Genomic DNA, 22085 nt, shown 5'->3' on the forward strand with positions numbered 1-22085 from the left:
GGATCGATTCAATAAAAGCGTAAGAGGTAATTGGCGGTGGACTTGGGTTGCTTGAGTCGGTTGTCGTTACTGACCCCGAAAAAGGTCACTTTCATGTCCAGGCCAAACCCGGATCGGGTCAACTGCAGCACGGCAATCTGATTGCCGTTGCATTGGAAGTAGTTGTCCTCGGTGGTGCGGGACACGATGAAGCTGTTGCGGCTGCCGAACTTGTGCGGGCTGTCCTTTTCCTCCGGCGCCGCGGGGTAGCCGGGCCAATCCTTGCCGCGCAGTTTGTCCATTGCAATGTCCGCCAGGGACGAGCGCGGGATCATGGTCGATGGCGAGCAGATCACTTCGTACAACATCGGCGTCGGTTGCGAGCCGTGGCGGGCAGCGCACACGCGGCTCCAATGCACATCGCCGGTCAGGAACACCACCGGAATGCCCTGGCTGGCCAGGCGCTCAAGTTGCACCTCGATCAATTCGAACTGCTGATAGTTGGCAAGGTCGGCATCGACGTACTTTTTGCTGAAGTCCCCCGGCGGCTTGGTAAACAAGGGTTGGCCGGCGGACAACACACCGACTTTGGGTGAGTTGTTCTGCTTGGCCTGAATCAGGTCGTCAGCCCATTTTTGCAGGGCCATCGCCGCATCGTCGGGCATCAGGCGCTTGAAATCCTCATCGCGTCGGGTGCGGGTGTCGAGCATCAGGATGATCAGCGGATCGACCTCGATACGCTGGAAACCGGGGATGTCCTGGGGCGTCCTGGACGGCCCGCCCAACTGGAAACCGGCGTACAAATCCATGGCGGTGTTGGACCAATCCTGCTTGTCGACAAAGGCCAGCGGCGGCAGCTGAAACTGATCGAGCGGGTAGTTGTTCCAGAACTCATGGTCATCCGGGATGCAGGCCGTCGGCGCCGTTCTGAGCACCGATTGCAAGCCGCCGGTGCCGAGCGAGTCGGAGCACCAGTTCTTGTAGTACTTCTGGCCGATCAGCTTCTGCACGCCGTCCAGGCTGAAACGCCACGAAGGGATCACCGGCACGTCCAGATACACTTGATCGCCCAGCATCAGACTCAAGTGTGGCTTGAAGCCAGAAGGCAGGTGCGCGACGGCGTTTTCCAGGGCTTTGTCATCGCCATTGGGCTGGTAGTAGCAGGAGCTCAGCAGAATGTTGAGCGGGGCGCCGTCGGCGGGCACCGCATCGGGTTGGGAGACGAACGCCAGGTTATATTCCACGCCGTTGGCGACTAGCCGGAAACAGTGATTAATCCCGGCGCCGAGGCGCGCGAAGGTGAACACGCCCTGGTGGTTCAGCGGTTTTTCAGCCGCGTTCTTGACACCATCGTCGATCGGATAAAGTTTTTCGTCGGGGGCGGGTGCGGCCGGGGCCTGCGTGGTCGGTGTCGGGCCGAGGAAGAACGTCGGGGACGTCGGATTGTCGAGGCCAAACACCCCGACCCACAGTTGTACCGTGCCTTTTTTCGCGGGGGCACTGATCAACGGGCGGGCGACCAGAATCATCGGCTGTCTCCTGTACCTGCCTGGGTTTCCATACAAAGCCAGGGCCGGACACTGCTTGAAGTGGGGTGGGTGTGTCCATCAACTTTAGAACAGAGTAGGGCGGGTATCGAAAAAACTTATGAAAGGCCAGATGCATGGCTGCCAACGTAAAAAGTTCGCAGCCTTCGCCAGCACCTACATTGCGGATCGTTCCCACGCTCGCGCGTGGGAATGCCTCAACGGACGCTCTGCGTTCGGCGTTTGATGGGACGCGGAGCGTCCCGGGCTGCATTCCCACGCAGAGCGTGGGAACGATCGTTGCGGTGGGATTCAGTGCAGAGCGTGGGAGCGATGATTGCGGTGGGGTTCAGTGCGGAGCGTGGGAGCGATCGTTTTGGCCCGGCTCAGTCGTCATCCTGGCCCATCAACTGCCTCACCCCATCCCACGCTTGCGCGCGCATCCGCTCCACATCCAGCCCCGGGATCACGCCGTCGTCGACCACCACGCGCCCGCCGACGAGGCTGTATTTCACGACAATCGGTTCCCCCGCGACCACCGGTGCCACGGCAATGTCGTGGAAGCCAAAGAACCGTGGATGGTCCAGGCCATAGATCACCAGGTCCGCAGCTTGGCCAATCTCCAACGTCCCGACCGCGCCCAGCCCCAACACCTGCGCACCACCCGCCGTGCCCCAGTGGATCACCTCTTCAGCAGTGGTCGCCGAGGCCCCTTGTTCAGCGCGATGGATCAGCCAAGCGGTGTGCGCTTCGCCGACCATGCTCCCGGATTCATTGGACGCCACACCATCGACCCCCAGCGAAATCGGCACCCCGGCCTCGACCATTTGTGGCACGGGCGCGACGCCGCTGCCCAAGCGCGCATTGCTCACCGGGCAATGGGAAATGCCGGTGCCGGTTTGCGCGAGCATGCGGATTTCGCCGGGTTGCAGGTGCACGGCGTGGGCGAACCAGACGTCGGGGCCGAGCCATTCGTGTTCGGCGACGAATTCCACCGGCAGGCAGTTGTATTTCTCGCGGCAGAAGTTCACGTAGTTCTGCGTCTCCGACAGGTGCGTGTGCAAGCGCAAATTGAGCCCGCGTGCGGTGTGCGCCAACTCCCGAAGCAAGGTCGGTGGCAGGGAGAAGGTCGGGGTGGTCGGGGCGACGACGACCCGGCGCATGGCATCGGGTGTGTCCTGGTGATAGCGAGACTTGAGCCGCTCGATATCACCAACCATTTGCTCCAGCGATTCCGGTTGCAGCGCGGTTTTCGAGAACCCCGGATGGGCGCTGGCCGACTCCAGCGCGCCGCCCCGGCACAGCACGAAGCGCAGGCCGAATTCATCGGCGGTGTCGAACAACTGGTCACCGCTCTCGGTGCTGCCATGGGCGTGATACAGGTAGTGATGATCAGCGCAGGTGGTGACGCCGGACAGCAGCAATTCCGCCATCCCCAGCCGTGCGGCGATCCGGGTCAGTTGCGGGGTAAAACGGTTGAGACGCGGGTAAGGCACGCTGGCGAGCCAGCCTTGCAGGTCCTGGTTCAAACCTTCGGGCACGGCTTTGAGCAGGTTCTGGAACAGGTGATGGTGGGTGTTGATCCAGCCTGGATAGACCACCGAATTACGTGCATCGATTACCCGTTCGCCGGGTTGCGCCTCCAGTCCGACGGCCATTTCGGCGATGCGGCCGTTGACGATGCGAATGTCGACATTGCCGGCCCGGGCACGCGGGCCGCGCAGGCCGGTCATCACCGCCACGGGGTGTTTGATCAGGATGTTTTGCAGTTGAGTCATGGTCGGCTCCGGTCAGAGGATGTGGGAGGCAGAGTTACTGGCGGGGGCATCGGGCACGCTGACGCCATTAAGCGCAGCGTTGAGCAGCACCGACACCAGGCAGGCGATCACCACGCTGCTGTGCAGGAACGGCTGGCACCACTCGGGCATTTGCTTGAACAGGGTCGGCGCGAGCACCGGCACCAGGGCGGCAGCGATGGTGAAGCCGACGATCAGCACGTTGTAGCGATTGCGCTCGTAATCGACTTTGGCCAGGGTCTGAATCCCGGCCGCCGCCACCACGCCGAACATCGCGATCCCGGCGCCACCCAATGCGGCAGTGGGCATGGACGCGATGATCGCCCCGGCCTTCGGCACCAGCGCCACCGAGCACATCAGCAAGCCGCTGATCGCCACCACCCAGCGGCTGCGCACGCCGGTCAGAATCACCAGCCCGACGTTTTCCATGAAGGCAATGAACGGAAACGCCGCGAACATCCCGGCGATGGTGCTGGCCAGGCCATTGGCGCGCAGGCCGTTGATCACTTGTTTCTCTTCCACCGGTTTGTCGACGATGTCGCCGATGGCCACGAACAGGCCCATGGACTCGACCATCTGCACGATCATCACCACGATCATCGTGGCAATCGGGATCAGGCTGAACGTCGGCAAGCCGAAGTAGAACGGGTAGGGCACGGTGAGCCACGGCGATTCCTCCACGCTGTGGAAACTGCCCATGCCCAACCCGTAGGCCAGCCCGGCGCCGACCAACATGCCGACGAGTACCGCCATGTTGCGCATCATCGGGCTGCCGTAACGGTTGACCAACAGGATGGTCGCGAGCACCACGGCGGCGACAGCGAGGTAGGCCGGCGCGCCGAAATTGCTGGCGTTGCGCCCGCCGCCGACCCACTCATAAGCAATCGGAAACAGCTGCAAACCGATCACGGTGACGATGCAACCGGTCACCACTGGCGGGAAGAACCGGCGCAATCGACCCACGAACGGCGCGGCGAGCATGGTAAAGATCCCCGCGCCGATCACCGCCCCGCAGACCCCGGCGAACCCCACCTGTGGGTTGGTGCCAATGGCGATCACCGGGCCGACGCTGCTGAACGCCACGCCCTGGAGAATCGGCAAACGCACGCCGAATTTCCAGAAACCGACGGTTTGCAACAGGGTGGCGATGCCGGAGCAGAACAGCGTGGTGCTGATCAGCACGACGGTATCGGCCTGGGACATTTTCAACGCGCTGGCGACAATCAACGGCACGGCGATGGCGCCGATGTACGAGACGGCCATGTGTTGCAGGCCGAGGGTGAGCATTTGCCGGACCGGCAGAATCTGATCGACCGGGTGCACGGTGGAGACGGTAGTGGCTGACGACATGGGGAAACACCTCTTGCTGTTTTTGTGCTGTAGAGAGGGGTATTCGTTCTGATGCCGGGGGGTGATCAGTCGACCACCGCCGTTCCTTGTGAGAGCTGACTCTGAGGCGAGGGGGCATGCCCCCACACCACAAAAGCCCGCTCACACAGGGTTTTGCGTCCGGCATCAGCCTTTCGTTCTGTGTGCCCGGAACCGCCATCCACCGGCTCCGATGCCGTGTTCAGCCTGCCAGGCAGGCGGCGAAGCCCTGGTTCAGCGCCGCGCGGTCCAGGTCGCGGCCGATGAACACGATTTTGCTGGAGCGCGGTTCCGTGCCCCACGCCGTCGAAGCGCGGAACTCGACCAGGCTGTGCACGCCTTGCAGCACGTAGCGTTGGTCCTGATTCGCCACTGACAGCACGCCTTTCATGCGGTAAAGGGTGTCGGCCTGCTCGGTGCGTAGCTGGGTGATCCAGCGATGAAAGGCGCCCAGGTTCACCGCGCCGTCCACGGCGATCCCGACTGACGACACGCTCGGGTCGTGCTCATGGTCCGGTTCGTCGTGATGATGGTCGTCGGCGTGATGGTCGTGTTCCGAACCGATTTCCATCAGCTTCTGAGTCGATTCAAACGCGCCGATACCAAGGATTTTCGTCAGGTCGATCTCGGCATAACTGGACGTCACCAGCTCCGCCGTGGCGTTCAACCCGCGAATCTTGCCCCGCAGCGCTTCCACGTCTGCGGCGCTGACCAGATCGACCTTGTTGATCACGATCCGGTCGGCACACACGATCTGATCCACTGCCTGGTTATCGACGCCATCGAGCTGCAAATCTTCCAGGTGTTGGGCGATGTGCTTGGCGTCGACCATGGTCACGATGGCATCAAGTTCCACTTCGTCGGCAATCGGGTCGTTGATGAAAAAGCTCTGGGCCACCGGGTACGGATCGGCCAGGCCACTGGTTTCGATCAGGATGTGATCGAGGCGCACCGGGCGCGCTACCAGTTGACGGACGATGCGCACCAGGTCTTCGCGGACTTCGGCGGTGCAGCACACGCAGCCGTTGACCATCTCGTAGATTTCTTCGGTTTCGGAGCTGAGCACCAGGTCGCCATCGATGCCGACTTCGCCGAATTCGTTTTCGATCACGGCGATTTTGCGTCCGTGGTTTTCCTTGAGGATGTAGTTCAGCAGGGTGGTTTTGCCGGCGCCGAGGAAGCCGGTGAGGATGGTCACCGGGATTTTGCGGTTCGGGGTTGGGGCATTGAATGGGCTGTTCATGCGAGCTCCTTCTGTGTTGCTGATTGGCCGGCGCCCACTGGGCCGGGTTCACCCCAGCGCAGCGCGGTACCGGCATCGAGGCCGAACAGATCGAGGACACGGCCGAGGCTGTGATCGACCATTTGCGAAAGGTTGTGCGGGCGGGCGTAGAAGGCTGGCACCGGCGGGGCGATGATCCCGCCCATCTCGGTGACGGCCGTCATGTTGCGCAGGTGCGCGAGGGTCAGCGGGGTTTCCCGGGCCATCAACACCAGCGTGCGGCGTTCTTTGAGCGTGACGTCAGCGGCACGCCCGATCAGCCCCGAAGACGTGCCGGTGGCAATCTCCGCCAGGGTACGCATGGAGCACGGCGCGACCACCATGCCCAAACAACGAAACGAACCGCTGGCAATCCCGGCGGCCACATCGTCGGCCCGGTGGTAATGGCTGGCCAGGGCGGTGACGTCGGCAAGTTTGTAGTCGGTTTCATGGGCCATGGTCAGCAGCGCGGCACGGCTGATGATCAAGTGGGTTTCGATGTTCAGCCTGGCGAGCAATTCCAGCAGGCGCACGCCGTAGATAAACCCGGACGCACCGCTGATGCCGACCACCATCCGCTGACGGTTCATGACTGGTAGCTCTTGAGCAAGGTGCGCGCTCGCTCGATCACGTCCTGATTCAATTGCGCCTTGATCCCGTCGAAGCCCGAACCCCGCGTCGCATCCAGCCCCATGCGCGAAGTGGTGCCATTGACCGAGGACGACGGATCAAGCGGACTGCCGGGCAAGCCGTCGATGACGAAAATGTCCTGATGCGGCTGAAAGTGCGTGGCCAAAGCCCAGAGCACTTGGCTGTCATCGGTGATGTCGATGTCGCTGTCCACCGCGATCACGGTTTTCAGATACGGGTCCCAGCCGAGCAGGGCGAGCATGATTTGCCGCGCCTCGCCGTCACGACTTTGATCCAGCGCCACGTAGCAATGAAAGTGCGTGCCGGAATTCGGGTAGTGGACGGAGGTGACAGAAGGAAAACGCGCCTTGAGCTTTTCGCTCATCTCCGCTTCACGAGGCAGCCGCGCCAGGGTCAGGTGTTCGGCATATCGCCCGCCGACCACGTCCACCAACCAGGCGTCCTTGCGGCGCATCAGGGTGTCGACGCGCAATACGTTGTTGGTCGAGCGATCCGAGGAATAGCCGCTGAATTCGCCGAACGGCCCTTCCTCGGCATAGGCCGCCGGGTCGATGGCGCCTTCGAGCACAAACTCGGCGTAGGCCGGCACACCGATGCCGTAGCGCGGGGTCTTGACCAGTTCCAGCGCCGAACCGAACAAGCCACCGGCCACCGCACGTTCATCGCTGCCGTAGGGCAAGCGTGCGGCGGCGGCGAGCATGAACAAGGGGTGCGCACCGACCACCATCGCCACGCGCAACTCTTCGCCGCGCTCGCGTGCGGTTTGCAGCATGCGCCACAGGTGCCCCCGTGAATGCAGGCTGGTGGCGAGGGTCTGGCGGGCATGGCGCATCGAGCGGTGGTAGCTCATGTTGGCGATACCGGTGACCGGGTCTTCGGCAATGATGATCGCGTTGGTGATGTACGGCCCGCGATCACTGTCGAAGTGCTTGAGCATCGGCAGCAGCGCCAGGTCTACCGCTTCGCCTTCGAAGATTTGGTCCAGCACCGGGCCGGTTTCCACGTAGCGCGGCGGGATCGGCTGGTTGGCACGGGCCTGAAAAGTTTCGTGCAACTGCGCCGGCGTCACGCCGAAGATTCGTGCAATGCGGGTCCGGGAGGCGAACAGGTTGGTCGCCACCGGCACGCCGAGCTGGCCGACCTTTTCGCAGATCAGCAACGGGTCGCGGCCTTGTGTGGCGAGGGCATCGACCAGGGCGGTGACGTCCTGGTCGGCCGAAAGCTGTTGGTGAACGGTCAGCACATCGTCCGGGTACTGCCGGCGATAGGCGTCGATGAAAGCGTGGAAGTCCTGGGTATCGCCGAGCGTCGAGAGGGGCATGGTTTCACCTCGTAAAAAAGCAGGCGCGCAGGGGATCGGCGACGTTCGATCGACAAGCCGTTGGCCTGCCGGTCGATCGAACGCCGGTTCATCTGAACGCCTGAAAGGTCGCTGTGCTCTTGTTTAAAAAGCCTAGAGGTACGTCGTGGTCAGACGAATGTCCGCCTCGATCAGGTCCTTGGGTGGCGGCGTCGGTTCGATGCCGCACAACCGGGCGATGTTGTTGCCCAGGTAGTCCTCAAGGTGATCCTCATCGATGCCCAGACCCTGCGGCGCCGGTGAGCACAAGACCTCCAGTTCGCGCAACCACATCCCCGGTTCGTTAGGGGGCGAGTCAGTGCCGAACACGATCTTGTTACGCGGCAATTCCTTGGCGAATTCGACGATCCGCGACTGGAAGCACCAGCCGGATTCGCAGTACACGTTCGGCGTGTCCATGGCCATCCAGAACGCTTCGAACGAGTAATTGCCACCGGTCTGGATACCGAAGTGACCGATGATGAAATTGACCATCGGGAACTCGCGGATGATCGGGTAGAACATCGTCGGGATGGTGTAGGGACCGTCACCGGTATGGATCAGCACCACGATGTTGTACTTGGCGCAGACCTTCATCGCCGGGCGCAGCCAATCGAGTGCGCGGTCCGGGCGGTAGCCGTGCATGTTGGCGTGCAGCTTGAGCATCTTGAAGCCGTATTCCTTGATGTGGAATTCCAGCTCAGCGGCACCGTTTTCCGGTCCCCAGCGCGGGTTGAAGTTGAAGTTACCGATGAAACGGTCGGGGTACTTCATGCACAGCTCGGCGATGTACGACATGTAGTCACGCACGCCTTCGCGGCCGCGACGGTTGCCGTCGCGATACCCGGTGTTGCCCGGTGGCGGCTGGATGAAGCCCATGTCGATGCGCCGGGGTTTGCCGTTGATCATGTACGGGCCGTCCATCAGCTTGAGCATGCGCTCGCCCGTGAACGGTTCGCCGGTGTGGCGCCAGGCCTCGTCGACCAGGTTGGTGGGGTGCAGATGGGTGTCGATAATCATCGGTTCAGCTCCTGGCCAGTTGGGTGGTGACTGGGCGCTTGAGTTGCGCCTCTGCTTCGCTGACGGTGCGCGGCGGCGCGGTGGGCTCCAGGCCGATCATTCGCGCGGTGTTGTTGCCCAGATAGTCTTCGAGGGTGTCCTCGTCGAGGTTCAGGCCCTGTGGCGGCTCATGGCAAAGCACTTCGAGCAGGCGCAGCCACATGCCCGGTTCGTTTGGCGGGGTGTCGGTGCCGAAGAGGATTTTGTGGGTCGGCAGGACCTTGGCGAACTCGACGATCCGCGATTGCAGGCACCAGCCCGATTCGCAGTAGACGTTGGGCAGTTCCATCGCCCATTGCATCGGTTCGAACACGTAGACGCCGCCGGTCTGCACGCCGAAGTGGGCCATGATGAAATCGACGTTGGGGAATTCCTTGATCATCGGCACCCATTCGGACGGGATGCTGTACGGACCGTCACCGGTGTGCAGCTTGACCGGGATACCCAGCTCGGCGCATTTCTCGAAGCATGGACGGACCCAGTCCAGTGCGCGGTCAGGACGGTAGGCGTGCATGTTGGCCTGCATCTGGACCATTTTGAAGCCGTGTTCGGTGACGTAGCGCTCGATGGCTTCGACGCCGTTCTGAACACCGCAACGCGGGTTGTAGACGAAGCAGCCGATGAATCGGTCCGGGTAGGTCTGGACCATTTTCAGGGTGTAGGCCATGTAGGCGTCGATGGATTCGCGACCGCTCAGGTCGCCGTCGGTCCAGGTGTAAATGGTGTTGCCCTGGGGCGGTTGGATGAAGGCTTTGTCGATGCGGCGAGGTTTGCCATTGACCATGTAGGGGCCATCCATCATCTCCAGCAGACGCTCGCCGGTGAACGGGTCACCGTCATGCCTCCAGGCGAGGTCCACCAGGTCGGTGGGATAGCAACTGATATCGATGATCATTGAAGTCGATCTCCTGATAGCGGGGAAGGGAGCCTTTGGGCTCACAGCAACCACGTCCCGGGTTATCGGCCATTTCTATGCGCATGAACGCGCATTCCCTCGCCTGGTCGCATCCGGTTCGGGACGCTGGTTGCCTGGGAGGAAGTATTGGGAGGGGGTGTTCGGTTCGTACAATATTAATTGGGCGGGGTGTTGATACCTGTTCGATATCGGGCGGCAAACCGATCGACTGATCGTTCCCACGCTCTGCGTGGGAACGATCAGCGATCAGCGATCAGCGCTCGAAGGTGCGTCGGGCCAGGGTTTTGATCACCTCAACCACCGGCGCCACTCGCTCAGCCTGTCCCGGCGGCCACACGGCGTAGAGGTTGTAATGCGCTGGAATTTGCGCCTCGTTCAGCTCTACCAGACGCCCCGAACGCAAGGCATCCGCCGCCAGCAATCCACGCACCAGCCCTGCGCCGACGCCGGCCTCGGCGGCGGCGATCAGGTTCGCCGCATTATCAAAAACTACCCGTGCCGAAGGTTCAACCGGGGTCATGCCCGCCGCATCCAGCCATGGAATCCACGACCGGCGCGTATACCCCAGCAACGGCAATTGCAGCACCTGCGCTGGAGTCATCGGCACCTGCAAACCATGCCGTTCCAGTAATGCAGGCGATGCCACGGCCCGAACGCTGTCGCCACAAATCTGCGACATCTCGCAGTCGTCCCAATCGCCATACCCATAGCGTAACGCCAAATCCACGCGCTCAAATGCGCTGCGATCCGAGCGCGGCATCGACAGCAACACCACCTCATGCTCCGGCAATAAATCCAGCAGCTGCGGCAAGCGCGGATTGAGCCAGCTCTGGGCCAGTTCGCTGTCCACGTCAATCGTCAGCCGTTGCGCCACGCTGCGGTTTTTCACCGAGGACAATGCCCGGTCAATCTGCGCCAGACCGTCGGACAACACGCTGGCAAACAACTGCCCGGCGTCAGTCAGGTTGCTGCCGCCGCCTTCACGGACGAACAGCGGCTGGCCGATGAAATCTTCCAGCGAACGGATCTGCTGGCTGATGGCGCTGTGGGTCAGATCGAGTTTGCGCGCAGCGCTGGAGAAGCTGCCGCTGCGGGCGGCCTGGATAAACGCGCTCATGGACTGCACCGACGGGTATCGCTTGTACATGCTGTTAGTCCTACTTACACAGGATGGCAGAAATCGTCGCTGGCCCGCTGTTGCGCAGGCTTCCAATAATCGATCACCAGGCCTGCATGAAGACAGGCCGCTCTCTTGGAGCCTGACAATGATCGAATTCACGGTAAACGGCGAACGACACGAGCTGGTAGAGGCGTCGCCCTCCATGCCCTTGTTATGGGTGTTACGTGACCACTTGAAACTCACCGGCACCAAATTCGGCTGTGGCATGGGCCTGTGCGGTGCGTGCACCGTGCACCTGGACGGCGTCGCGGTGCGTTCCTGCCAGTTGCCGGTCGATGCTGTGGCGGGGCACCGCATTACCACCATCGAAGGCTTGTCGCCGACCGAACAGCATCCGCTGCAACTGGCCTGGGTTGCCGAAGATGTGCCGCAATGCGGTTACTGTCAATCCGGGCAGATCATGTCCGCCGCTGCGTTGCTCAACACCGGGGCGGCGGTCAACGATGAGTCGATCCGCAACGCCATGTCCGGCAACCTGTGCCGCTGCGGCACCTACGGGCGGATCAACAAAGCCATCAAGCGCGCGGCGTCCGCGCCGAAGGAGGCGTGATGATCACTCTGTCGCGCCGGGCCTTTCTCAAACAATCGGCGACCGTGACGGCGGGGCTGGCGATTGCATTTCATCTGCCTTCTGGCATCGCCGCAACGACGGGTGACTTCGAACCGAACGCCTGGGTCCGCGTGCTGCCCGATGGAACGGTGAAACTGGTGGTGCACAAGCACGACTCCGGCACCGGCACTCAGACTGCGCTGGCCGCATGCGTGGCCGAGGAACTGGACGTCAACCCGATGACCGTGCAGGTGATCACCCCGGAGAATCCGTTCTTCGAGGCTTACATTCATCCGGTCTGGAAAGTGTTTTCCACGGGCGGCAGCACCAGCGTTTCCCTGGAATACGATCGCTTGCGCATGGCCGGTGCCACGGCGCGGGCGCTGTTGATCGCGGCAGCGGCCAAACAGTGGAACGTCAGCCCCGACAGCTGCACCACGGAAGAGGGCCGGGTGCTGCACAGCAAAAGCCAACGCAGCCTTGGGTACGGCGAGCTGGTGACGGTTGCCGCCCAGTTGCCCGCACCGGCCACGGTGACGCTGAAAGACCCGGCGCAGTTCAAGTACATCGGCAAACTGCGGCACAAACGCGATGCCGCGGCCAAGGTCTGCGGGCGTTTCAAGTACAGCATCGATGTGGTATTGCCGCAGATGCTGGTGGCGGTGATTCAACGTGCGCCAGTGGTCGGTTCGAAGGTGATGTCGGTGGATTCCGCCGCCGCGTTGCAAGTGCCAGGTGTGCGCAAAGTGATCGCGATTCCCGGGCGCCCGGATGTGCTCGGCGGCAATCTGGAAGGGGTCGCGGTGTTGGCCGAGACCTATTGGGCGGCGCATCAGGGCCGTGCCGTGCTTGAGGTGAAGTGGAGCGACTCGCCACTGGCCGGGTTCGACAGCGATGAACTGGTGAAAGCGCAGGCAGCCGCACTGGATGACAAAGCGGCACAGCGGGTCACTGCAATGGCTGCGGGCGATGTCAGTACTCAATGGCCGAACGCGGCGAAGCTGCTCGAAGCCGATTACCGTATGCCCTACAAGGTGCAAAACCCGCTGGAACCGATCTGCATCACCGCCCAGGTCAAGGACAACGCCATCACTTACTGGGGCGGGGTTCAGGTGCCGTCGTCGGCGCTGGAGGCGGCCGAAACCGTGTGCAAGATCGCCAAGGACAAGGTCACGATCAACGAGCTGGTGTCCGGCGGCAGCTTCGGTGCCCGGGAATCCAAATACTGGCTGTTCGAAGTCGCCTATCTGGCGCAACAAGTGAAGGTCCCGGTCAAGTTGATGAACAGCCGCGAAGATGAAATGCGTGCCTTGTTCATGCACCCGGCGACCTTGCATCGGGTCAAAGGCGCATTGGACGCTCAGGGCCGATTGACCGCGCTGCAACTCAACGCCGTGTCGCCGGCCTCGCCAGAACAATGGGAGCCGGGCTATTTCGAGCGCCCGGACAAAATGGACTACAGCACCACCGAGGCCATTACCGCATGGGACTTTGCTTATCGTCCGCCACACCTCGACCTGGCCTGGATCAAGCATGAAAGCGACGTGCCCAGTGGCTGGTATCGCTCGGTCAGCTTCATTCCCAATGTGTTCGCCGTGGAAAGCTTCATGGATGAACTGGCCCATGCCGGCGGGCAAGATCCATTGGCGTTTCGCCTGGCCAACATGAAAGACCGGCCCCGGCATGTCGCGGTGCTCAAAAGCGCCGCCGAACGCGCCGGCTGGGGCCAGCCATTGCCCGAAGGCACCGCGCTGGGGATCGCGACGAATCAGGGTTACACCAGCTTCATCGCCGTGATCGCCCAGGTGTCGAAAAAGGACGGCGCGACCAAAGTCGACAAGCTCACCTGCGTGGTCGATTGCGGCTTGGCGGTGTCGCCGGGTGGGGTCGAGGAGCAAATCTACGGTGGCCTGATGTGGGGCTTCGGCCATGCGCTGTTTGATCGGCTGGACATCAAACAGGGCAGGGTGGTGCAGAGCAATTTCCATGATTATCGGGTGACGCGGATGTCGGACATGCCGGTAACGGACATCCTCGTGCTCGACGGCGAACCGAGCAAACCCGGCGGTGTCGGTGAGTTGGGCAGCCCATCGGTGGCCCCGGCCATCGCCAATGCGCTGTTCAGCCTGACCGGCGTGCGTCAGCGTTCGACACCTCTGATTCTGGGATAGCGCCATGGACCTGCGCTTGCTGCGTTATTTTATGGCCCTGGCTGAAGAACTGCATTTCGGCCGGGCTGCCGAGCGCTTGCACATCTGCCAGCCGCCACTGAGCCAGCAGATTCGCTTGCTGGAAGAGGAGCTCGGCACGCCGTTGTTCGAGCGCACCCATCATCGAGTCGAACTGACGGCGGCCGGGCAGATGCTCAAGGAGCAGGCGCCGCTGGTCTTCGAGCAACTGAACCGTGCGCTGGACCTGACGCGCCAGACCGGGCGTGGGCAATTAGGCGAACTGGAAATAGGCATGATCAGCTCGGTGATGGTCGGCGTTCTGCCCCGGGCCTTGCACCTGTTTCGCGAGCGCTATCCGCAGGTCAATTGGCGCTTGCACGAGATGACCCCGGCGGCGCAGGTCAAGGCGTTGAAGGCTAAACGCATCGACGCCTGCGTGTTTCGAGTCGGCTCTGATGATCCGCAGTTGCGTAATGAACTGCTGATTTACGAGCCGATCCGCGTGGTGATGCCGGCGGACCACCCGTTGGCGCAACGCGAAAGCCTGGCGCCTGCGGACCTGGCGCAGCAACCGTTTGTGGCGCTGGAGCTCAAGCAATCGCGGTTTGCCGATTTCCTTTATCAGTGCTGCATCAAGGCCGGATTTACCCCGCAGATCCGTCAGCAAGTGATCGAGGTGCAGACCTTGCTCAGCCTGGTGCGGGCCGGGTTCGGCGTGGCGTTGCTGCCGGCCTCCATCGAACAGATGGCCCCGGCCGGCCTGGTCTTCCGCCGCCTGACCCCGGCGTTGCCGGAAGTGCCGTTATACGTCACCTACCGCGCCGACGATGCCTCGCCGGTGCTCAAGTTGTTTCTCGATACGTTGCGTGAGTTGATCGTCGAGGACAGCGTTAAACCCTGAGTTGAGGCAAGCCCCTGTGGCGAGGGGGCTTGCCCCCGTTGGACTGCGCAGCAGTCCCTTCTTTCTGAGGGCCGCTTCGCGCCCCAACGGGGGCAAGCCCCCCTCGCCACAGTGTCTGTATTCGCACGTTCCTAATCCACTGCGGTCGTAATCTTCACATGGGGGCTAAAGAGCGCCGCCGCACTTTGTGGAGATCCAATGAGCCAGGACGTCCTGACCACCGAAACCAATCGTCGTCAGTTGCAGCAGATCATTGCCGGTTTGTCCGACGGGGTGATTTTGCTGGAGCTTGACCAGACCATTCTCTGGGCCAATGACGCCGCGCTGGCCATGCACGGGGTCAAACGGATCAATGAGTTGGGGGCGAATGCCAAGGAGTATGCCGAGCGCTTCGCCTTGCGCTATCGCAACAATCACCTGGTGCCCGCAGACAATTACCCGATCAACCGGATCGCCCGGGGCGAGATTTTCAGTGATGTGTTGGTGGAAGTGATGCCGACCGACGACGAAGAGCGAATGCGGGTTCACAGCGTTCGGAGCATGGAACTGGCTGACGGCGCAGGTAAGACCGAATCCCTGGTGCTGATCATGAACGACGTCACCGAATGGGCCAGCGCCGAGCAGCGTTTCGAGAAGACGTTCAACGCCAACCCGGCTCCGGCGGTGATTTGCCGTCTCAGTGATTTGCGTTACATCAAGGTCAACCAGGGCTTCCTGGAAATGACCGGCTACACCCGTGATCAAGTGATCGGCGTGTCCACCTATGAGCTGGATATTCTGCAAGGCGCGGAAAAGAAAGACCTGGCAATCGAACGTCTGCGCCAGCACGCGACGATTCCGCAAATGCAGGCCGAGTTGAAGCTGCCCGACGGCGGCAGTAAACAGGTGGTCGTTGCCGGGCAACCCCTGGAGCTCAACGAAGAAGACTGCATGCTGTTTTCCTTCGTCGACATGGAGGCGCGGCACAAGGTCGAACTCGCCCTGCGCCAGAGCGAGGAGCGCTTCGCCAAGGCCTTTCGCCTGACGCCGGTGCCGACGCTGGTGTGCAGTGCTGAGGATCAGCTGGTGATCGACGTCAACGAAGCCTTCCTCGATACCCTCGCTTACCCCTGCGAAGAAGTGCTCGGCAAGACCGTGACCCAGATCGACTTCATCGATGACAAGGGCGCGCGCACGCGTTTGTTTGCGGCCCTGGAGAAGGCTGGCAGCCTGGATCGCATCGACGTCCGGGTGCGCAAGAAAGGCGCCGAGCTGATCGAGTGTGCCGTCTCGGCCGACACCGTGAATATCCAGGACAGCCCTTGCTACCTGTTGGTGTTCATGGACATTACCGAGCGCAAACGCACGGAACTGGAGCTGGTGTCGGCGATTGAAGAAGTGATGAAAGACGCCTCCTGGTTCAGTCGCACCCTGATCGAAAAGCTCGCCAATGTGAAAAACGTCAATTCGCCGAAGTTGCCTAGTGTGTCGTTCACCGACCTGACGGCCCGGGAGCGTGATGTCCTCGGGTTGATCTGTGAAGGCCTGGCCGACAAGGAAATCGCCGCGCGCCTGAAACTGGCGCCGAACACCGTGCGCAATCACGTTTCCACGGTGTATTCCAAGCTGGATGTGCACAGTCGCAGCGAGGCGATTGTCTGGGCACGCGAGCGTGGGTTGTTCTCCACCGAATGGCGGCCGAAGGCGCAGCGATAAGGTGCAAATGCACTAGCCGCAGCGGTGCAAATGAATGTTCTGGGCGGGTGCGCCAGTTCTTAGTCTGCAAGGGTGCGACAGAGGTCTTCGAACCCCGATCGCGTCCCTCCGAAAAAGCTTAAGGAACAGTCACATGGATCATAAACAGTTCAACAGCGTGTTCGTTTCTGCAGTGTTGGTTGGGTAAATCGGCATGATTTATTTAACTCAATTGCGTGCTCAACTGGAGCGCAGTTTTTCGCCGCTGGCCTGTGAGTGCACGCTCACGGGGGACAACTCCTTGACCGTGAAGCTCTATCACCCGGTGTCGGGGCAGGTGGACCTGGTGGTCAGTGGTTTGAGTGTGGCAAATCTCAGGACGCCTGAGGCTGTCTTGGCGTTGATCGAGGAGCTGCGGTATGAGCTTGAGAGCAATGGCCTGCATCGGCCTGAGACCTCATAAACCGTGGGCGGCCCCATCTGTGATCAGCCAATTCAAGGATGTTTACTGGCATTGGCAAGCAGCTAGGCTATAAGAAATGCGTGGTACTCATTTTCTGTGACCGGCCCGCGGCTGCGCGGTGATGTTTGCGTGTCGCGGAAACACGTCGATCAGCCACCGCAGGTCAGCCTATGTCTAGTCTTGGGAAACGCGTTTTCATGCCACTGTCGCTCGCCTTTGGCGCGGTGATCGCCAGTGGTTGCGCCAGTCCTCCACCTCCGCCCCCCGTCATCGCGCCACCACCGCCGGAACGCACCTGTGAAACCCTGGATAAAACCGATGTGATGGGCGATGCGCGGATGGACGCGCAGGTGACTCGAACCACCACGACCACCCGTTGCGTCACTCAGTAGCCACCCGAAAACGTACGGTAAGCACAAGAACTTGTGGCGAGGGGGCTTGCCCCCGTTGGGTCGCGAAGCGGCCCCCGCTCTTCGCAAGCAAGGAAGGGGACTGCTGCGCAGTCCAACGGGGGCAAGCCCCCTCGCCACAGGTACAGCGTAAATTTGTGCCATCGGCTTGCCTGACTTACACCTCTTCAACCCTGACCCAACGCGCCTCCTGCGCCGCCAAACGAATCGCCGCCGCCAACCGTTCCACTTCCCACGCCTGCTCGAAATCCGTCCCGCCCTGGCTGAGCCCGGCCAACGCCATCACCAGGTCATGCACCTCCAGCGTCTTGAGTTCGTTGTAACCCAGCTGATGCCCGGCTGCCGGGCTGAACGCCGCATAACCTGGCAAGTTCGGCCCCGCCAGCACGCGCTGGAAGCCGTCCTGCCCGGCGCGGAACAGACGCAATTCATTCAAGCGTTCCTGATCGAAGGCGAGGGTGCCTTGGGTGCCGCTGATCTCGAAGCTCAGGTGATTCTTGTAGCCGTGCTTGAGCCAACTGCTGCTGAACGTGCCCCGGGCGCCATTGGCGAAGCGCAGCAGCGCATGGACCTGATCGTCCACCGCGATGGAACGTTGCTCCTGGCTGCCGACGGTGGCGGGGCGTTGCCGGTGCACGGTCTGGGTGTCGGCGCACACCGCTTCGACATCGCCCACCAGAAAACGGGCCATCGACAGCAGATGACTGCCCAGGTCCGCCAAGGCGCCGCCGGCATGCCCGGCATCGCAACGCCAGGACCACGGTGAGGCGGGGTCGGCCATGAAGTCTTCGCTGAACTCACCCTGGAAACTGATGAGGTCGCCCAACTCGCCGTTCTGAATCAGCTCCCGCGCCAGGCCGATCATCGGATTGTGCTGATAGTTGTAACCCACCCGCGTCACCACACCCGCGGCTTTGGCCGCCAGGCGCATGGCGTTGGCTTGTTCGAGGCTCACGGCCAGGGGCTTTTCGCAATACACCGGTTTACCGGCGGCGAGGGCGGCCATGGCCATGGGGTAGTGCAAGTGATTGGGGGTAGTGATGGCGATCAGGTTGACCTTCGGGTCATCGATCAGCTGTTGCCAGTCGCTGTGGGCACTGTCGAAACCCCAGGCGTCCGCGCATTGCCGGGCACGCAGCGGGTCGGCATCGGCCAGGGCGGCGAGTTTGAGCTTAAAGGGCAGCTCGAAGACCGCGCTGACGTTACGAAACGCCAAGGCGTGGGCACGGCCCATGAAGCCTGTGCCGATGAGTCCGATACCGAGTTCGCGCATAGCCGGGGTCCTTTTGGATTTTTGTTTTCAGGAGAGCTATTTATGGAATAAATATTCGTTATTTGCAAATAGTAGAATTTATATTTCTTCAGGCTGATCGCTGATCGTTCCCACGCTCCGCGTGGGAATGCAGCCCGGGACGCTCCGCGTCCCAATCGAGAGCTGGAACGCGGAGCGTCCCTTGAGGCATTCCCACGCAGAGCGTGGGAACGATCAGTGGGTGACGGCGGGCAATAAAAAGGCAGCCCTGAGGCTGCCTTCGTGTATCCGGCGCATCGAATCAGGACAGAAAACCACCATCCACATTCAACGAAACCCCAGTCGTATAGCTGGAAGCATCACTCGCCAGGTACAACACCGCCCCCGCCATCTCACTCGGATCCGCCACACGCTTGAGCGGAATCTGCTGCAACGCCGTCTTCAGAATCGCATCGTTCTTCACCAGCGCCGAGGCGAACTTGGTGTCGGTGAGGCCTGGCAGCAGGGCGTTGCAACGAATGCCGAATTGCGCGCATTCCTTGGCGAAGACCTTGGTCATGTTGATCACGGCGGCCTTGGTCACCGAGTAGATGCCCTGGAAGATCCCCGGCGAGATGCCGTTGATCGAGGCGACGTTGATGATGCTGCCGCCGCCGTTGTCGCGCATCAGCTTGCCGGCCTCCACGGACATGAAGAAGTAGCCGCGGATGTTCACGTCGACGGTTTTCTGGAAGGCGCCGAGGTCGGTGTCCAGCACGTTGCAGAATTGCGGGTTGGTCGCGGCGTTGTTGACCAGGATGTCCAGGCGCCCGAATTGTTCGCGGATGGCGGCGAAGACTTGGGTGATCTGTTCCATTTCACCGATGTGGCAAGCGATGGCGGTGGCTTTGCCGCCGGCGGCGATGATCGCGTCGGCCACGTGTTGGCAGCCGTCGAGTTTGCGGCTCGAAACGATCACGTGGGCGCCTTGCTGGGCCAGCAGTTTGGCGATGGCTTCACCGATGCCACGGCTGGCGCCGGAGACGAAAGCGATCTTGCCGTCGAGGTCGAACAACTGAGTCTTGGACATGCTGTTTCCTTGTTATGGAGCCGGATCAGAGGCTGGATTTCTGGATGACCTGCAAGCTCATCTGCTCCAGCAGTTTGTTCATGTGAATGAACTGCGCGAAGCGTTTGTCCTGGGTCTGACCATGGAAGAAGCGGTAGTAGATCTGCTGCACGATGCCGGCCAGGCGGAACAGGCCGTAGGTGTAGTAGAAGTCGAAATTGTCGATCTGGATGCCGGAGCGTTCGGCGTAGTAATCGACGAATTCGCGGCGGGTCAGCATGCCCGGCGCGTGGCTCGGCTGGCGGCGCATCAGCTGCACCGGCGCCGGGTCGCTGGCTTCGATCCAGTAGGCGAGGGTGTTGCCCAAATCCATCAGCGGATCGCCAAGGGTGGTCAGCTCCCAGTCGAGCACACCGATGATGTCCATCGGGTTGCGTGGGTCGAGGATCACGTTGTCGAAGCGGTAGTCGTTATGAACGATGCTCGACGTCGGGTGGTCGGCCGGCATCTTGTCGTTGAGCCAGGCCTTGACCACGTCCCACTGCGGCGCGTCTGGGGTCAGCGCCTTCTCGTAGCGCTCGCTCCAGCCTTTGATCTGCCGGGCGACGTAGCCTTCGGGTTTACCGAGATCGGCCAGGCCGCAGGCCTTGTAGTCGACCCGGTGCAGCTCGACGAACTTGTCGATAAAGCTTTTGCACAACGCTTCGGTCTGGGCTGAGTCCAGCCCCAGTTCCGGCGGCAGTTCCGAGCGCAGGATGATGCCGTTGACCCGCTCCATCACGTAGAACTCGGCGCCGATCACCGATTCGTCGGTGCAGTGTACGTAGGCCTTGGGGCAGTACGGGAAGCCGTCCTTGAGCTGGTTGAGAATGCGGAACTCGCGGCCCATGTCGTGGGCGGACTTGGCCTTGTGGCCGAATGGCGGGCGACGCAGGACAAATTCCTGTTCGGGGTATTCCAGCAGGTACGTCAGGTTCGACGCGCCACCGGGAAACTGACTGATCGCAGGCAAACCGCTCAAGCCCGGAATATGGGCCTTGAGGTACGGATCGATCAGGCTGGCATCAAGTTCTTCGCCGGAGCGGATACGGGTGGACTGATCAGTAAGCGCCATGCTTATCCCTTCTGCTTATTTTGGAGGCCAGACATCATTGGCTAATCTAATGGTGAGACGGGCGTGCCACAAGCGTGGCACGGTCTTATAGGTTAGCGTGTTGCTGGATAATCAGCGTTCCTGATGTGTGAAAAGCGGCGGCGCGGGCGATGGCGCAGGAGGTGCTGCGCTTCCAGGAAGGAGCTTTTTTGGGTGAGCTGATCCCGGCGGTTGTGGACGCTGTTGGGTGTGCTTTAGGGGGCACTCCGGGCGAGGATCGGAATCGGCAACTCAATCGGTGTCAGCACCGGATGGCCGGCAAAGAACGCCAGCAGATTCTTGCCAACCAGCTCCACGGTGCCTTGGGTTGCCTCCGGGGACAGCCCGGCGACATGGGGGGTCAGGATCACATTGGCCAGGGTTTTCAGGGCGTCCGGCACCTTGGGTTCGTGGTCGAACACATCGAGTGCGGCGCCACCGATCCGGCGTTGCTCCAGTGCGCTGATCAGGTCTGCAGTGACCACGACGCTGGCCCGGGCAATGTTCACCAGAAAGCCGTTAGGCCCCAGCGCGTCCAGCACTTGACGATTGATCAAGTGCTGGGTGCCCACCCCGCCCGGGGTGGCGACGATCAGGAAATCCGACGCCCGGGCCAATTCCGTCGGCGTCGAGCAGTAGCTGTACGGAACGTCACTGCGATGCTGACGGTTGTGGTAACTCACGCTCATGTCGAAACCATTGCCCGCGCGTTTGGCGATGGCCATACCGACCGCCCCCAACCCGAGAATACCCAGGCGCTTGCCGGCCAGGGACGGGCGCATGATTTTTGGCCATTCGCCACGGCGCACAGCGGCATCGGCCCGGGGAATGTCGCGTACCAGCGACAGCAACAGGGCCATGGCGTGGTCGGCTACCGAAGAGGCATTGACCCCGGCGCCATTGGTGACTGTGATGCCACGGTCGCTGGCGGCTTGCAGGTCGACGTGTTCGTAACCGGCGCCGATCACACAGATGATTTTCAGGGCGGGCAGGGCGGCGATTTCTTCGCTGTACAAGCCCAGCGGGCCGCGGGTCAGCACGGCATCGATGCGTGAACCGTGGGTGGCGATGGCCTGGCTGCGCTCGGCAGGCGTCGGCGCCAGGATCAGGTGAAAGCCCTGATGTTCAAGAATCGGCAGGTAGTCATTGATGGTTTCAACCAATACCAGAACGGTTGCAGTCATGCTGGGCTCCTGTGGGCACCGAAATGTCGGGGGCTCGAAAGTCGTTTCAGATTGCTGATTCCAGAGCGGTTTGGCAATCACCAAAGATCATAGGCTATGGGTTGATGTGCCGTGAGAGCGGGCGCCCCGAATCCGACGCCGGGCATGGCCCTGTAGGAGCAAAGCTTGCTCGCGATGGCGATTATAAGGACGCCATCGCGAGCAAGCTTTGCTCCTACAGGGTCG

19 protein-coding genes are annotated in these 22085 nt (G+C 61.7%); 6 read left to right on the forward strand and 13 right to left on the reverse strand.

Going from position 1 to position 22085, the window contains the following annotated elements; all coding sequences use genetic code 11:
- Positions 1-8 precede the first annotated feature (8 nt).
- The 9 genes from FQ192_RS27950 to FQ192_RS27995 form a co-directional block, all read right to left on the reverse strand.
- Entirely contained in the window at positions 9-1508 is a 1500-nt protein-coding gene (locus FQ192_RS27950; protein ID WP_149661413.1) for a hypothetical protein, read from the reverse strand.
- Between the two features lie 383 nt (positions 1509-1891).
- Entirely contained in the window at positions 1892-3283 is a 1392-nt protein-coding gene (locus FQ192_RS27960; RefSeq protein WP_149661414.1) for an amidohydrolase family protein, read from the reverse strand.
- A gap of 12 nt (positions 3284-3295) precedes the next feature.
- Entirely contained in the window at positions 3296-4651 is a 1356-nt protein-coding gene (locus FQ192_RS27965) for a nucleobase:cation symporter-2 family protein (RefSeq protein ID WP_149661415.1), read from the reverse strand.
- 220 nt (positions 4652-4871) lie between these two features.
- Positions 4872-5912: a GTP-binding protein gene (locus FQ192_RS27970; RefSeq protein WP_149661416.1), complete on the reverse strand. Its 1041-nt coding sequence runs from the start codon at positions 5910-5912 to the stop codon at positions 4872-4874.
- Entirely contained in the window at positions 5909-6520 is a 612-nt protein-coding gene (locus FQ192_RS27975; protein WP_149661417.1) for a UbiX family flavin prenyltransferase, read from the reverse strand. The genes FQ192_RS27970 and FQ192_RS27975 overlap by 4 nt, the downstream gene beginning before the upstream one ends.
- Positions 6517-7902 (reverse strand): UbiD family decarboxylase, encoded by a 1386-nt coding sequence (locus FQ192_RS27980; protein WP_149661418.1) that lies wholly within the window; start codon positions 7900-7902, stop codon positions 6517-6519. The genes FQ192_RS27975 and FQ192_RS27980 overlap by 4 nt, the downstream gene beginning before the upstream one ends.
- 132 nt (positions 7903-8034) lie before the next feature.
- The gene (locus tag FQ192_RS27985) at positions 8035-8940 is read right to left on the reverse strand and encodes an amidohydrolase family protein (protein WP_134418495.1); all 906 of its coding nucleotides are present in this window, start codon (positions 8938-8940) and stop codon (positions 8035-8037) included.
- A gap of 4 nt (positions 8941-8944) precedes the next feature.
- Positions 8945-9874 carry an amidohydrolase family protein gene (locus FQ192_RS27990; RefSeq protein ID WP_149661419.1) on the reverse strand — a complete coding sequence of 310 codons (930 nt, stop codon included), beginning with the start codon at positions 9872-9874 and terminating at the stop codon, positions 8945-8947.
- Between the two features lie 274 nt (positions 9875-10148).
- A complete protein-coding gene (locus FQ192_RS27995) occupies positions 10149-11042 on the reverse strand; it encodes a LysR substrate-binding domain-containing protein (protein ID WP_149661420.1) in 894 nt (297 codons plus the stop codon).
- A 118-nt stretch (positions 11043-11160) separates the two neighbouring features.
- Here FQ192_RS27995 and FQ192_RS28000 point away from each other — a divergent pair, with 118 nt between their 5' ends.
- The 6 genes from FQ192_RS28000 (at position 11161) to FQ192_RS28030 (ending at position 17226) form a co-directional block, all read left to right on the forward strand.
- Positions 11161-11625, forward strand: coding sequence for a (2Fe-2S)-binding protein (locus FQ192_RS28000; protein ID WP_149661421.1), 465 nt, complete (start codon positions 11161-11163; stop codon positions 11623-11625).
- Positions 11625-13796, forward strand: a complete 2172-nt coding sequence (locus tag FQ192_RS28005; RefSeq protein WP_149661422.1) for a molybdopterin cofactor-binding domain-containing protein — start codon at positions 11625-11627, stop codon at positions 13794-13796. The genes FQ192_RS28000 and FQ192_RS28005 overlap by 1 nt, the downstream gene beginning before the upstream one ends.
- 4 nt (positions 13797-13800) lie before the next feature.
- Complete coding sequence (locus tag FQ192_RS28010) at positions 13801-14697, forward strand: LysR substrate-binding domain-containing protein (RefSeq protein WP_149661423.1); 897 nt, start codon at positions 13801-13803, stop codon at positions 14695-14697.
- A 198-nt stretch (positions 14698-14895) separates the two neighbouring features.
- The gene (locus tag FQ192_RS28020; RefSeq protein ID WP_149661424.1) at positions 14896-16392 is read left to right on the forward strand and encodes a helix-turn-helix transcriptional regulator; all 1497 of its coding nucleotides are present in this window, start codon (positions 14896-14898) and stop codon (positions 16390-16392) included.
- A 193-nt stretch (positions 16393-16585) separates the two neighbouring features.
- A complete protein-coding gene (locus FQ192_RS28025; protein WP_149661425.1) occupies positions 16586-16834 on the forward strand; it encodes a DUF1652 domain-containing protein in 249 nt (82 codons plus the stop codon).
- Between the two features lie 197 nt (positions 16835-17031).
- Positions 17032-17226, forward strand: a complete 195-nt coding sequence (locus tag FQ192_RS28030; protein ID WP_149661426.1) for a hypothetical protein — start codon at positions 17032-17034, stop codon at positions 17224-17226.
- Positions 17227-17401: 175 nt separating this feature from the next.
- Here FQ192_RS28030 and FQ192_RS28035 read toward each other — a convergent pair whose 3' ends face one another.
- From FQ192_RS28035 to FQ192_RS28050, 4 genes are all read right to left on the reverse strand, one after another.
- A complete protein-coding gene (locus FQ192_RS28035; RefSeq protein ID WP_149661427.1) occupies positions 17402-18517 on the reverse strand; it encodes a Gfo/Idh/MocA family protein in 1116 nt (371 codons plus the stop codon).
- Positions 18518-18797: 280 nt separating this feature from the next.
- Positions 18798-19565: an SDR family oxidoreductase gene (locus FQ192_RS28040; RefSeq protein ID WP_133838939.1), complete on the reverse strand. Its 768-nt coding sequence runs from the start codon at positions 19563-19565 to the stop codon at positions 18798-18800.
- A gap of 25 nt (positions 19566-19590) precedes the next feature.
- A complete protein-coding gene (locus FQ192_RS28045) occupies positions 19591-20658 on the reverse strand; it encodes a phosphotransferase family protein (RefSeq protein WP_149661428.1) in 1068 nt (355 codons plus the stop codon).
- A 233-nt stretch (positions 20659-20891) separates the two neighbouring features.
- The gene (locus tag FQ192_RS28050) at positions 20892-21860 is read right to left on the reverse strand and encodes a 2-hydroxyacid dehydrogenase (RefSeq protein WP_149661429.1); all 969 of its coding nucleotides are present in this window, start codon (positions 21858-21860) and stop codon (positions 20892-20894) included.
- Positions 21861-22085 lie beyond the last annotated feature (225 nt).

It is taken from the genome of Pseudomonas sp. ANT_J12 (assembly GCF_008370045.1).
GTDB lineage: Bacteria > Pseudomonadota > Gammaproteobacteria > Pseudomonadales > Pseudomonadaceae > Aquipseudomonas.